14 protein-coding genes are annotated in these 12,980 nt (G+C 71.8%); 4 read left to right on the top strand and 10 right to left on the bottom strand.

Annotation, left to right across the window (positions count from 1 at the left end):
* Positions 1–91: 91 nt before the first annotated feature.
* The 6 genes from ccsB to ASE15_RS10205 form a co-directional block, all read right to left on the bottom strand.
* Positions 92–1,057 carry a c-type cytochrome biogenesis protein CcsB gene (gene ccsB, locus ASE15_RS10230; protein WP_056649761.1) on the bottom strand — a complete coding sequence of 322 codons (966 nt, stop codon included), beginning with the start codon at positions 1,055–1,057 and terminating at the stop codon, positions 92–94.
* On the bottom strand, positions 1,054–2,964 hold the full coding sequence (locus ASE15_RS10225) for a cytochrome c biogenesis protein ResB (RefSeq protein WP_056763146.1): 1,911 nt from the start codon (positions 2,962–2,964) through the stop codon (positions 1,054–1,056). Before ASE15_RS10225 ends, ccsB begins: the two co-directional genes overlap by 4 nt.
* On the bottom strand, positions 2,964–3,737 hold the full coding sequence (locus ASE15_RS10220) for a cytochrome c biogenesis CcdA family protein (protein WP_056763251.1): 774 nt from the start codon (positions 3,735–3,737) through the stop codon (positions 2,964–2,966). Before ASE15_RS10220 ends, ASE15_RS10225 begins: the two co-directional genes overlap by 1 nt.
* A gap of 69 nt (positions 3,738–3,806) precedes the next feature.
* Positions 3,807–4,451: a TlpA disulfide reductase family protein gene (locus ASE15_RS10215; RefSeq protein ID WP_082608808.1), complete on the bottom strand. Its 645-nt coding sequence runs from the start codon at positions 4,449–4,451 to the stop codon at positions 3,807–3,809.
* A gap of 52 nt (positions 4,452–4,503) precedes the next feature.
* Positions 4,504–5,193, bottom strand: a complete 690-nt coding sequence (locus ASE15_RS10210) for a histidine phosphatase family protein (protein WP_056649749.1) — start codon at positions 5,191–5,193, stop codon at positions 4,504–4,506.
* Between the two features lie 91 nt (positions 5,194–5,284).
* Entirely contained in the window at positions 5,285–5,791 is a 507-nt protein-coding gene (locus tag ASE15_RS10205) for a MarR family winged helix-turn-helix transcriptional regulator (protein WP_056763145.1), read from the bottom strand.
* Positions 5,792–6,006: 215 nt separating this feature from the next.
* Between ASE15_RS10205 and ASE15_RS10200 the strand changes: the two genes are divergently transcribed.
* Positions 6,007–6,558 carry a YceI family protein gene (locus ASE15_RS10200; RefSeq protein WP_056649743.1) on the top strand — a complete coding sequence of 184 codons (552 nt, stop codon included), beginning with the start codon at positions 6,007–6,009 and terminating at the stop codon, positions 6,556–6,558.
* Positions 6,559–6,716: 158 nt separating this feature from the next.
* Here ASE15_RS10200 and ASE15_RS10195 read toward each other — a convergent pair whose 3' ends face one another.
* Positions 6,717–7,421 (bottom strand): redox-sensing transcriptional repressor Rex, encoded by a 705-nt coding sequence (locus tag ASE15_RS10195; RefSeq protein WP_056763142.1) that lies wholly within the window; start codon positions 7,419–7,421, stop codon positions 6,717–6,719.
* 95 nt (positions 7,422–7,516) lie between these two features.
* A complete protein-coding gene (locus ASE15_RS10190) occupies positions 7,517–7,885 on the bottom strand; it encodes a glutaredoxin family protein (protein WP_369800582.1) in 369 nt (122 codons plus the stop codon).
* A 105-nt stretch (positions 7,886–7,990) separates the two neighbouring features.
* Here ASE15_RS10190 and ASE15_RS10185 point away from each other — a divergent pair, with 105 nt between their 5' ends.
* On the top strand, positions 7,991–8,800 hold the full coding sequence (locus tag ASE15_RS10185) for an HAD family phosphatase (protein ID WP_056649733.1): 810 nt from the start codon (positions 7,991–7,993) through the stop codon (positions 8,798–8,800).
* A 139-nt stretch (positions 8,801–8,939) separates the two neighbouring features.
* Here ASE15_RS10185 and ASE15_RS20360 read toward each other — a convergent pair whose 3' ends face one another.
* Positions 8,940–9,038 (bottom strand): 30S ribosomal protein bS22, encoded by a 99-nt coding sequence (locus ASE15_RS20360; RefSeq protein ID WP_003792170.1) that lies wholly within the window; start codon positions 9,036–9,038, stop codon positions 8,940–8,942.
* 221 nt (positions 9,039–9,259) lie between these two features.
* Entirely contained in the window at positions 9,260–10,456 is a 1,197-nt protein-coding gene (locus ASE15_RS10180; RefSeq protein WP_235534330.1) for an acetoin utilization protein AcuC, read from the bottom strand.
* Positions 10,457–10,729: 273 nt separating this feature from the next.
* Between ASE15_RS10180 and ASE15_RS10175 the strand changes: the two genes are divergently transcribed.
* Both ASE15_RS10175 and ASE15_RS10170 read left to right on the top strand, forming a co-directional pair.
* Positions 10,730–12,106, top strand: a complete 1,377-nt coding sequence (locus ASE15_RS10175) for a TrkH family potassium uptake protein (RefSeq protein ID WP_056763140.1) — start codon at positions 10,730–10,732, stop codon at positions 12,104–12,106.
* A 71-nt stretch (positions 12,107–12,177) separates the two neighbouring features.
* Entirely contained in the window at positions 12,178–12,849 is a 672-nt protein-coding gene (locus tag ASE15_RS10170) for a TrkA family potassium uptake protein (RefSeq protein ID WP_056649726.1), read from the top strand.
* Positions 12,850–12,980: the final 131 nt, after the last annotated feature.

Raw genomic sequence — 12,980 nt, 5'->3', positions numbered from 1 at the left:
GAGATCCGGTGAAGGTCCGTCCGTGCAGGACAGGGCCGTCCCGCTCGGCGGGACGGCCCTGCGTGACCCCGGCGGCCCGGGGCGGGCGGCGCTACTCCTGGGTCGTGATGCCCGAGTACGAGTGCTTGCCGTTGAAGATCAGGTTGACGCCCGTGAAGTTGAACAGCACGCACGCGTAGCCCACGATCACGAAGTAGGCCGCACGTCGTCCGGACCATCCGCGCGTGGTGCGGGCGTGCAGGTAGGCCGCATAGACGACCCACACGACGAAGCTCCAGACCTCCTTGGGGTCCCAGCCCCAGTAGCGACCCCAGGCGTGCTCGGCCCAGATCGCGCCGCCGATGATGGTGAAGGTCCACAGGACGAACGCGACCGCGTTGAGGCGGAAGCTCAGTGCCTCGAGCTGCGCGGGCCGGGGCGTGGTGTCGAGCCAGCGCCAGGCGGGATGCCCCAGGAACGCGTTGCCGTTCTCGCGCGAGTCGCGCAGGAGCTGGATCACGGACATGACGAACGCGACCGTGAAGATGCCCGTGGCGATGATCGCGACCCCCACGTGGATCACGAGCCAGTAGGACTGGAGCGCGGGCTGGACGCCCGTGGCGTCGAGGAAGAACGAGTTCTGGGCGACCACGAGGAACAGCACCGAGAGGCCCGTGACGAAAGCACCGAGGAAGCGCACGTCGCGCCGCAGGCTCACCCCGAGGAACACCGCCATCGCGACGAACGCGCCGACGAGCGTGAACTCGTACATGTTGGCCCAGGGTGCGCGGCCGGCGGCGATCCCGCGGGTCACGATCGCCGCCAGGAGCAGGATGGTGCCGAGCCACCCCGTCGAGATGCCGATGCCCGCGGCCTTGCGCGAGACGGGCTTGGCGGGGGTCGCGACCGCGACCTTGACGGGGGCGTCCGCGTCACCGGAGGCGTCGGCGGCAGCCGGCTCGGCGACCGGTTCCTTGGCCCCCAGCCGGGACAGGTCGATCGCGAAGGCGATGAACGCGACCGTGAGCGCGGTCGCCGCCGCCCACACCAGGTCGGAGCTCAGCTCGGCAACGGTCATCGGTCAGCCTTTCGTGGTCGGTCGGCGCGAGCCGGCCCGGTGGTTCGGGTGGAGGACCCGCCGCGCGCGGCGGGCCGTTCGTCGGGGGGTTCGGTCGCGTGCTCGATCCCGGGGAGCGACTCGACCACGCGGTCGACCTCTCCCTGGAGTCCTGCGTCGTCGCCGCGGGCGAGCCCCGCGACCGTGACGACGGTACGCCGCGCGGACGTCTCGCCGTCGGGCACCTCGTCGCTCCACACACGCAACCACACGCGGCGGCGCGGTGTGAAGAGCGAGACGGCCAGCCCGCCGAGCGCGCCGAGCGCGAACACGAGGATCCAGGCGAGCGCCGGGTCGTGCCGCATGTCGAGCGCCACGTAGCGCGCGACCGGCCCCTCGGCGAACGTGAGGGTGCCCAGCCCGTCCGGCAGCTCGACCGTCTCGCCCGGCGCGACGAGGACCTGGACGCGGCCTCCCGTCTCGTCGACCGACGCCGTGAGGGTGTCGGTGTTGAGGCGGTAGACGTTCTGCGGCAGCCCGTCGTCGAGGCCCAGGTCGCCCCGGTAGACCTCGAGGACCAGCAGCGGGTTGGCCGGCTGCGGGAAGATCGAGCGAGCCCCGTCCTCGGTGACCTCGGCCGTGGGCAGGAAGTAGCCGACGAGGCCGATCTGGTCGAGTCCGGGCGAGGTGTCGGGCACCTTGATGACCCCGCGCGAGGTGTACATGGTGTCCTCGGGCAGGAACGGGACACGGCCCGCGAACGCGACCTGCCCGTCGGCGTCGTGGATGGTGACCTCGGGTGCGTAGCCGTTGCCCTGCAGGTAGATCTTGGCCCCGCCGGCCACGATCGGGTGGTTGACCTTGATCTGCTCCTCCTGCGAGGAACCGTCGGGGTTGCGCACCGTGACGTTGGCCGTGAAGTCGCGCGACTGCGCGAACGCGACCTGGTCCATCGCGAACTCGGCGTCGAACGAGTCGAGGGTCATCGAGAACGGGACGAGCGAGCTCGGCCGGAACAGCGAGCCGTTCTCGAACGTGTCGTAGTCGACGACCGCGTTCGCGAACCCGCGCCCCTCCGTGATGATCGCCTGCCCACGGAAGTGCAGGAGCTGTCCGGTCGCGACCGAGACGAGCAGGCCCAGGAGCGAGAGGTGGAAGAGCAGGTTGCCGGACTCGCGCAGGTAGCCGCGCTCGGCGGCCACGGTCCGGCGTTCGGGCAGCCCGCGGGCCACGTCGGCCGGCTCGGTCGAGACGTCCACGCGGAACGTGGGCAGCCGGCGGAACCGGCCGCGCAGGTGCGCGGCTGCCGCCTCGACGACCTCGTCGGGCGTCGCCGTGCTCGTGGTCTCGGCCTTGGCCGGGAAGCGGTCGAACCGTCGCGGGGTGCGCGGCGGGCGGTTGCGCACGGCCTGCAGGTGCGCCTTGGTGCGCGGCAGGATGCATCCCACGAGCGACACGAACAGCAGGATGTAGATCGCGGAGAACCACACCGACGCGTACACGTCGAAGAAGCCCAGCCGGTCGAGCCACTCCCCCGTGCGCGGGTTGTCCTGGAGGTAGGTCAGGACCGCGGCCGGGTCCTGGGGGCGCTGCGGCAGCACCGAGCCCGGGACGGCCGCGACGGCCAGCAGCATGAGGAGCATGAGAGCGACGCGCATGCTCGTGACCTGGCGCCAGACCCAGCGCAGGCTGCCCTGGAGGCCGAGCGAGGGGAGCTGCGGCGTGCCGGCCTCGCCGGCGCGCGCGGTACCGGGCGCGTCCGGGGTCGCGGCGTCGGGTCCGGTCGCGCGCGGGGCGCGCTTCGAGCTGCCCGACGGCGTCGCTCCCGTCTCGGCGGGCGCCTCGCCCTCCGAGGGGCGAGCCTCGGGCTCGGGGTGGCTGAACGCGTCGTCGATGCCCTCGGGGCGGTAGAGGTCCTTGTCGCTCATCAGATCACCGTCTCGAAGCCCGTGATGAGCCCGCCGAGGCGCGAGGTCCAGGTGCCCCAGACGCCGGTCACGAGCGCCAGGCCGATGAGGATGAGCATGCCGCCTCCGATGCGCATGATCGCGAGCCGGTGGCGCCGCAGGAAGGCCACGGCCTTCTTGGACCGCTCGAGGCCGATCCCGATGAGCAGGAACGGGACGCCGAGGCCCAGGCTGTACGCGATGCCCAGGATCGCGCCGCGACCCGCGGTGGCCTCGTCGAGCGACAGCGCCATGACCGCGGTGAGCGTCGGGCCGATGCAGGGCGCCCAGCCCAGGCCGAACACGATGCCCAGCAGGGGTGCACCCCACAGCCCCGCGGTGGGGCTCAGGTGCAGCCTGCGGTCGCGCTGGAGGAACGGCATGGCACCCATGAACGCGAAGCCCATGAGGATCACGAAGACCCCGATGACGCGCGTGATGACGTCCTCCCACTGCTTGACGTGCACGCCGACCGCACCGGCGGCGACCATGAGCAGGACGAAGACGAGCGTGAAGCCGGCCACGAAGAGCCCGACGCCGGTCGCGACCCGCCACCGGCCCGGGGCGCGCACGGTCCGGACGGCGGTACCGCCACCCCCACCGCCGCTGCCGCCTGCCTGGCGCGACGTGGCGCCGGCGTTGGCCGCGGCGAGCCCGCTCACGTACCCGACGTAGCCGGGGACGAGCGGCAGCACGCACGGGGACGCGAAGGACACGAGCCCCGCGAGGAGCGCGACCGGCACCGCCAGCAGCATGGAACCGCTGAACGCCGTGGTGGCGAACGTGGTGCCGACGTCACCGGCGAAGGAGAGAGGGTTCACGGGTCAGGCGTCCTCTGCGAGGACGTCGTCGACGAGCCCGGTGAGGGTCGAGCCCTCGGCGCGACCGATGATGCGTGCGGCGACGCGCCCCTCGCGGTCGAGCACGACCGTCGTGGGCACCGCCTGGATCGGCACCGAGCCCTCGAGCGTCGCGATCGCCTCGCCGCGCGTGTCCTCGATCGAGGGGTAGGGCACCTCGAACGTGCGCTCGAACGCGAGCGCGGCGCCCGCGTCGTCGGTGCTGTTGATCCCGAGCAGGCGCACCCCCTGGTCCGCGCGGTCGTTCGCGAGCGCGACCAGGTCCGGCGCCTCGGCCCGGCACGGCGCGCACGACGCGTACCAGGTGTTGAGCACGACGACGTCGCCGGCCCACTCGCTCGTGTCGATCGCGTTGCCCTCGAAGTCCGTGCCGGTCAGGACGACGGGGTCGTCACGGTCCGACACGTCCCACGTCTTGACCGAGCCGTCGCCCGAGACGTAGCCCTGACCCACGACGTCGTCGGGGCTCGTGGCGCCCGACTCCTGGGCGCAGCCCGTGAGGACCAGGCCGAGCGAGACGATCGCGACGGGGACGAGAGCAGGACGACCGGCGGTGCGATGCCCGGGTGCGGGCGCGCGACCGTGCCGGGCACGGAAGGGGTGGATCATGGCAGCACTGTCTCCCACCTGCCTGGGCACAACCTGAGAAACCCCTGGTGGGTCACGCTCCGGAGACCTTCGCGGCCCCCGGCAGCAGGTCCGCGACCGGCTCGGTGTAGTGGATCCCGACGAGGCGGTCGCCGTCGAAGCGCAACGAGGTGAGGGACGCGAGCGAGCACTGACGGTTGCGCGGGTCGTGCCACAGGCGCTTGCCCTCGAACGCCAGGCGCGAGATCCAGATGGGGAGCTGGTGGCTCACGAGCACGACCTCGCGCCCCTCGGCCTGCGCGCGGGCGTCGTGGATCGCGGCGTGCATGCGCGCGACCTGCTCCTTGTAGGGCTCGCCCCAGGACGGGCGCAGCGGGTTCCAGAGGTAGGGCCAGTGCCCGGGGTGGCGCAGCGAGCCGTCGCCCACGCCGAACTTCATCCCCTCGAAGTGGTTGCCCGCCTCGATGAGCCGCTCGTCGGTCCCGAGCGGCAGGCCGAAGGCCTCGGCGACGGGCGTCGCGGTCTCCTGCGCGCGCTGGAGCGGGGACGCGATGACCAGGGCGACGTCGAAGGGCTCGTGCGCGCCGTCGTCGGGCAGTGCGGGTGCGCCTTCCGCGGGCTTGCCCGACAGGTGCCCCGCGACGCGACGCGCCATGGTGTGCCCGAGCTCGGAGAGGTGGTACCCGGGGATTCGCCCGTAGAGGATGCCGTCCGGGTTGAAGACTTCACCGTGACGCATGAGGTGGACCGTGGTTGCAACCATGCCGACCAGTCTCCCAAAGATCTGGCGCGCGCGGTGCACGTGCCCGGGGTGCTCCGGGCCACACCTCGCCGCCCGGCGCGCCCGGCCATACCTACTGCTCGCGCGGCTCCGCGACCCGGCACGCCTCGGCGACGGCTTCCATGGCCTCGCCGAGGTTGCGCAGCTGCGCCGGGGTCAGGACGTCGACCAGGTAGCGACGGACCGCGGTCACGTGGCCCGGGGCCGACGCGACGAGCTCGGCGTACCCCGCCTCCGTCATGACGCAGTTCACACCCCGTCCGTCGCCCACGCTCGCGGCGCGACGCACGAGCCCGCGCTGCTCCATGCGGTGGACCGTGTGGGTCACGCGGCTGCGGGAGCGGGCCAGGCCGTCGGCCAGCGCGGACATGCGCAGGGTGTGGTCGGCCGCCTCGGACAGGCGGACCAGGAGCTCGTACTCACCGAGGGTCAGGCTCGAGAGGTCCTCGTGCTCCCTGCTGAGGGCTTCGACGAACCGCGCCGAGCCGTCGAGGAACGAGCGCCAGTAGCGCTGCTGGTCGTCGTCGAGCCAGGAGGTGTCGTGCACCGCGGTGGCGTGCTGGTCCTGCTGAGCCGTCATCTCTTCCTTCATCCGTCACGCCCCCTCCGTGTGAACAACGGCCCCATTCTCCCATCGTCGGGGGTGGTGGCCGGTCCAGGGAGAACTCGTGCCCTCCTCGGGGAATAGAGGGCGGTGGGCTTGCGTTGATGCGTTCGTATGAAGTTGAATCTTCAACTAATGGCACGTCGACGGCGCGCCTGACGCAACGCAACTCGACCTCTCAGGAGACACCCATGGCCACGAACCTTCCCTCCGGACTGACCGCAGGCACCTACGCGATCGACCCCTCGCACTCGCAGGCGACCTTCACGGTCCGCCACGCAGGCATCTCCAAGGTCCGCGGCTCGCTCGCGATCGCCGACGGCAACATCACCATCGGTGACGACGTCGAGTCCTCCAACGTGGTCGCCGCGATCGACGCCAAGTCGGTCAACACGGGTGACGCGGGCCGCGACGGCCACCTCCAGTCGGCCGACTTCTGGGACGCCGAGAAGAACCCGACCTGGAACTTCGTCTCGACCGCCGTCGAGGCCGACGACGACGACTTCGTCATCGCGGGCGACCTGACCATCAACGGCGTGACCAAGCCGGTCAAGCTCGAGACCGAGTTCACGGGCACCGCCGTCGACGCCTACGGCAACTCGCGCGCCGGGTTCGAGGCCGAGACCGAGATCTCCCGCAAGGAGTTCGGCCTGACCTGGAACGTGGCCCTCGAGGCCGGTGGCGTGCTCGTCGGCGACAAGATCAAGATCGCGCTCGACCTCTCGGCGATCAAGCAGGCCTGAGCCTCTCGCCCCCGACCGGCCCCCGCGTCCTGACGCGGCCCGGTACGCCAGGAGCCGGCGACCCGTGACGGGTCGCCGGCTCCTGTGCTGTCCGGGCGAGGTGCGCACGGGGCCCGACGGCGGGACGCGCCACCGCGGTCGGGCCCGGTGCGGGTGCCCTAGGCTCCGGCGCCCTCGTCGTCGTCCTCGTCCGCACCGGCCTCGCCCGGGGGACGGTTCGCGAGTGCTCGTGCCTGCGCATGGAAGGCCAGGATCTGCAGCTCGCTGCCCACGTCGACCGAGCGCACGATCACGTCGTCGGGCAGCTGGAGGGCGCGCGGCGCGAAGTTGAGGATCTCGCGGACCCCGGCCTCGACGACCCGCTCGGCGACGTCCTGCGCGACGTGCGCGGGCGTGGCCAGGACGACGATCGTGACGTTCTCGCGGGCGATGACCTCCTCGAGCGCGTCGACGTGCTCGACCACGAGGCCCGCCGCCTCGGTGCCCACGACCGACGGTGACGCGTCGAGCAGGGCCGCGACCTCGAAGCCGCGGGTCCCGTAGCCCGAGTAGTTCGCGAGCGCGTGGCCCAGGCTACCGATACCGATGATCGCGATCCGGTGCTCGTCGGTCACGCCCAGCGCCGACGTGATGTAGGTCGCGAGCGAGTCGACCACGTACCCCACGCCGCGCGTCCCGTACGACCCGAGGAACGACAGGTCCTTGCGGAGCTGTGCGGAACCGACCCCGGCCAGCTCGGCGAGCTCGGTCGACGAGGTGGTCTCCACCCCGCGCCCCTCCAGGTCGCGCAACGCCCGCAGATAGGCGGGCAGACGTGTCACCGTCGCGCCAGGAATGCCGGTGTCCCCCAGGGTCTCTGCCACTCGTACCACCCATACCTCGTCATGTCGTCGTCGTTGACGACCTCGCTGTGCTGCTTTCTCGGATCATCTCAGGCTCTGGCCCCGAACGCGGAACGTCAGCCGCTGACGCGCCGCCGGGCGAGCGCCTTGGCGAGCCGTGCGCCGTCGACCTGCCAGAACCCTTGCTGGACCCCGTCCACGGTCACGACCGGGACGTAGTCCCCGTACTCGGACGCGAGCGCACCGGTCGGGTCGTCGTCCACGTCGACCTCGGTCCACGTGACCCGCTGCTCGGCGCACACCGCCTCGACGATCTCGCGAGCCGTGTCGCACAGGTGGCACCCGTCGCGCCCGTAGAGCACGACGCGCGGGGGCAGGGGAGGCGCGGCTCGGGGAGGGGCGGCCGGGCCGAGCGCCTCGGACCCTGCCTCGGGTCCTGCGGCTCGTCCTGCGGCGTGTCCGGCGGCAGGTTCTGCGGTGCTCACTCCCCCAGCCTACGCATCCCGGACAGAAGGTCCGTCCGGGTGCCCGGCGTCCTGAGGCGCGCGGGTCGTCGGCGGGGGTCGGTGGGCGCCGATAGAGTGGACGGCATGCCGACGTCTGCACCTGGGTCCACCCATCCGACGGCGGCCTTCTTCGACGTCGACAACACCATCATCCGGGGCGCCAGCTCGTTCCACCTGGCCCGGGCGCTGTACCAGCGCGGCTTCTTCTCCACCCCGGACCTCGTGACGTTCGCGTTCCACCAGGCCCGGTACCTCCTGCTCGGGGAGAACAAGCGCCAGATCGACCAGGTCCGCTCCCGGGCCCTCGACCTCATCGCCGGCCGCTCGGTCGCCGAGGTCGTCGCGATCGGCGAGGAGGTCTACGACCAGGTCCTCTCCCTGCGGATCTTCCCCGGGACCCAGAAGCTCCTCGACGAGCACATCGCGGCCGGTCACCAGGTGTGGCTCGTGTCCGCGACCCCCCTCGAGATCGGCCAGCTCATCGCCCGGCGGCTCGGGGCCACCGGGGCGCTCGGCACGGTCGCCGAGCACGAGGACGGTCTCTACACGGGCCGCCTCGTCGGCGACATGATGCACGGCCGGGCCAAGGCCGCGGGCGTGCGCGAGCTCGCCGAGCGCCACGGGATCGACCTCTCGGCCTCCTACGCCTACGGCGACTCGCTCAACGACGTCACCATGATGCAGGCCGTGGGCCACCCGTGCGCGATCAACCCGGACACGCGGCTGCGCCGCCACGCCAAGGACGTCGGGTGGCCCATCCGCGAGTTCCGCGGCCGGCGCCGACGCGTCGCGAACCGGGGGCTCAAGACCGCGAGCTGGGCGGGGGCGGCCTGGGTCCTCGGGCTCGTCATGCGCTCGATCCGGCGCTCGCTGAAGGGCCGCACCGGCCTCTGACCCGCCGCTCCCCGGGCCGCCGACGAGCCGGACTCACCGACCAGCCGGCGCCCGCGACGATCCCGGGCATGCGAAGAGCCCGGCACCCCTGAGGGGTTCCGGGCTCCTGCGGCAACCGGCGCGTGAACGCGCCGCGCTGCTACTTCTTGTTACGACGCTGGTGGCGCGTCTTGCGAAGCAGCTTGCGGTGCTTCTTCTTGGCCATACGCTTGCGGCGCTTCTTGATGACGGAGCCCATGGGTCCTCACAATGCTGGATCGGTGTGCGATCGGGATCGCCCCGATCATGGTGGTCCACGGCTGATCGGGAACCGACCAACACGAGAAAAAGTCCGTCCCTTAGCCTACCTGCTCCCAGGCTGTCGCCAGAAATCGAGCGAGGGTGACGTCGTCGGGCGGGGGGCGGAACACCCTGGCGGGCGCTCGCCCGCCGCCCGGTTCCGGGGCTCCCCGAACCGCCTCAGTCGAAGTGCGCGTCCAGTCCCAGCAGGGGAAACACGGCCTTGCGCGTCGCGACGACCGCGCGGTCGACCTCGTCCTCGGGGTCGTAGCCCCGCCCCCACGACGTGAACGCGACCTCGCCGTCCCCCATGAGCGCGGCGGTCTCGCGGTGGGCTACCGCGGTGATGTGGTCGCGCCACGCGACCGGCACGGGCGTGGACGGCGCCACGGGCGCGTGGACGACCTCCGCGACGACGTTGGACCACGCGAACGGGACGACCGACGTGACCGAGTAGCCCCCGCCGCCCAGGGCGACCCAGCGCCCCTCGGCGAGCTCGTGCGTCAGCTCGTGGATCCAGCGCACGGCCGTGCGCTGGGCGTCGATGCTCACGTCGAGGTCGCTCAACGGGTCGTGACCGTGCGCGTCGCAGCCGTGCTGGGACACGATCACCTGCGGCCGGAACGCGCGCAGGACGGGCGGGACGACCGCGTCGACGGCCCGCAGCCAGCGCGAGCCGTCGGTCCGGCGCGGCAGGCCGAGGTTGACCGCGGTGCCCGACGCCGTGGCGCCGCCCGTGTCCGTCGCGTGGCCCGTGCCGGGGAACAGCGTCGCGCCGCTCTGGTGGACCGAGACCGTCAGGACGCGCGGGTCGTCCCAGAAGATCGACTCGACGCCGTCGCCGTGGTGCGCGTCGAGGTCGACGTACGCGACGCGCTCGGCGCCGTCGTCGAGGAGGCGACGGACCGCCGCCGCGGCGTCGTTGTAGATGCAGAATCCGGACGCTGCCCCGCGCTGGGCGTGGTGCATGCCGCCCGCGATGTTCACGGCGTGCAGCGCGTGCCCCGACCAGACCGCGCCCGCGGCCTCGTACGAGCCGGACAGGATGCGTGCCGCGGCCTCGTGCATCCCGGCGAAGACCGGGTCGTCCTCGGTGCCCAGCCCCAGCGCTGCGTTCTCCACCCCTTGCTCCGAGGCCGCGTGCACCGCGGCGACGTATGCCGGGTCGTGCACCAGGTCGAGCACCTCGTCGGTGGCCGGCGACGTCCCGACGACCTCGACCCCCGGGGCGTCGAGCAGACCCAGCGCGCGCACCAGGCGCATGGTCAGGTCCAGACGCGTCGGAGACATGGGGTGCCCGTGCCCGAAGTCGTACCCCAGCAGGTCCGGGCTCCACACGACCTGCGCGACGAACGGCACGGTGTCGGTTCCGGTCACGTGCGCTCCTCGGTCGGTGGTCCTCGTCCGGACGGCGGGTGCTCCGTCGCACGGCCCGTACCGCGGCACGCGACGGTGTCGGCGGCAGGCAGGAAACACGGTAGCGCCCGCACGGCCCGACGGCGCCACGCGGTTCAGCCGGTGGGCAGGGGCCGTCCTGTGGCAGAGTTGGGCGACACATCGGCACGCACGGCGACCGGACGGCCCCTCAAGGGCCTCCCCCGCCACCCGTCCACCCGGACGAGGACGCACGGACAGCGAGACGGAGGACCGATGCCCCAGGGGGTTTCCGGGCGCTTCTTCGCAGGACGAGAGCTGGTCGACCGCCTCGCCCGCCACTCCCCGGCCCGCCTCGCGGTCACGGTCTTCGCGGCGGTGATCTCGCTCTTCACGCTGCTCCTCATGGCCCCCTGGGCCACGACGTCCGGGAAGTCGGCGCCGCTGATCGACGCGCTCTTCACCGCGACGTCGGCCGTGTGCGTCACGGGCCTCGTGGTCGTCCCGACGGGGACCTACTGGTCCACGTACGGGCAGGTCGTGATCCTCGTGGGCATCAAGATCGGTGGTCTGGGCGTCATGACCCTCGCCTCGATCCTCGGCATGGCCGTCTCGCGGCGCATCGGCCTGACGCAGAAGCTGCTCACGGCCTCGGAGACCAAGACGACCCGGCTCGGCGAGGTCGGTTCGCTCGTGCGCGTCGTCATCATCACCTCGACCAGCATCGAGCTGCTCATCGCGCTGCTGCTCCTGCCGCGCTTCATCGTGCTCGAGGAGACGTTCGGCGAGGCCGCCTGGCACGGCCTGTTCTACGGGATCTCGGCGTTCAACAACGCGGGCTTCATCCCCACGGCCGAGGGCCTGACGCCCTACGTGGGCGACTGGATGCTGCTCATGCCGATCATCATCGGCGTGTTCATCGGCTCGCTGGGCTTCCCCGTGATCCTCAACATCATGCGCAACCGGCGGCGCGCCTCGAAGTGGAACCTGCACACCAAGCTGACGCTCACCACGAGCGCGGTGCTGGTCGTGGTGGCCGTGGTCCTGTTCGCGGCGTTCGAGTGGACCAACGCCAAGACGCTCGGCCCGCTGAGCGTCAACGAGAAGATCCTCGCGTCGCTGTTCGCCGGGGTCATGCCACGGTCCGCGGGCTTCTCGACGATCGACATCAACGGCATGCACGAGTCGAGCTGGCTCATCACCGACGCGCTCATGTTCGTCGGTGGCGGCAGCGCCTCGACGGCGGGCGGCATCAAGGTCACGACGCTCGCGGTCATGCTGCTCGCGATCGTGTCCGAGGCGCGCGGCGACCGCGACCTCGAGGCGTTCGGTCGGCGCATCCCGCGCGAGACCCTGCGCCTGGCCGTGGCCGTGTCGTTCATCGGCGCGACGGCCGTGCTCGTCGCGAGCCTGCTGCTGCTCGAGATCACGGGCTGGACGCTCGACGTGATCCTCTTCGAGACCATCTCGGCGTTCGCGACCGTGGGACTCTCGACGGGCGTGACGGCCGACCTCCCGACCGCCGGCAAGTACGTCCTCGTCGTGCTCATGTTCATCGGCCGCACCGGGACCATGACGCTCGCGGCCGCGCTCGCGCTGCGCGACCGGCGCCGCGTCATCCGCTACCCCGAGGAACGCCCGATCATCGGCTGACCCCGCCCCCTGCTCCCCCTGGTGCGGTCCCGGCTCACGACCGGCCCGCCCTCCCGACGAAAGGTCCCCAGGTGCCCGACAAGAAGGCCCCCGAGAAGAACGCCGGCGTGCTCGTGATCGGGCTCGGCCGGTTCGGCTCCGCGATCGCCGCGACCCTCGACCGGCTCGGCCAGGACGTGCTCGCGGTCGAGCGCTCGCCCGAGCTCATCGCGCAGTGGTCGGGCCGCATCCCTCTCGTCGAGGCCGACGCCTCGAACCCCACCGCCCTGGAGCAGCTCGGCGCGCGCGACTTCCCGGTCGCGGTCGTGGGCGTGGGCACCTCGCTCGAGGCGAGCGTGCTCATCACGGGCAACCTGGTGGACCTGGGCACGCCACAGATCTGGGCCAAGGCCATCTCGGCCGAGCACGGGCGCATCCTGCAGCGCATCGGTGCGCACCACGTGGTGTTCCCCGAGGCCGACGCGGGCAGCCGCGTGGCGCACCTGGTCTCGGGCAAGCTGCTCGACTACATCGAGGTCGAGGACGGCTTCACGATCGTCAAGATGCGGCCACCCAAGGAGACGCAGGGCTTCACGATCGAGCAGACCAAGGTCCGCGACCGCTACGGCGTGACCATCATCGGCGTGAAGTCGCCGGGCCAGGACTTCGTGTACGCCGAGCCGACCACGCGCATCTCCGCGAACGACCTGCTCATCGTCTCGGGGCACGCGGAGCTGCTGGAACGGTTCGCGGCGCGTCCGTAGCCACGCACGGGGCCCGCGTTCCCCACCGAGCGATCAGCTGTCAGAAGCCCACCGGGGTATGTCCCGGTGGGCTTCTGACAACTGATCGCTCGGCGTCGTCCGGGTCACGTGCCGGCGGACCGGTCCTGGGG

It is taken from the genome of Oerskovia sp. Root22, from assembly GCF_001429135.1.
In the GTDB taxonomy this organism is placed as follows: Bacteria; Actinomycetota; Actinomycetes; order Actinomycetales; family Cellulomonadaceae; genus Oerskovia; species Oerskovia enterophila.
The sequence above is the reverse complement of the archived record's forward strand: the minus strand, read 5'-3'. Positions and strand labels throughout refer to the sequence as shown.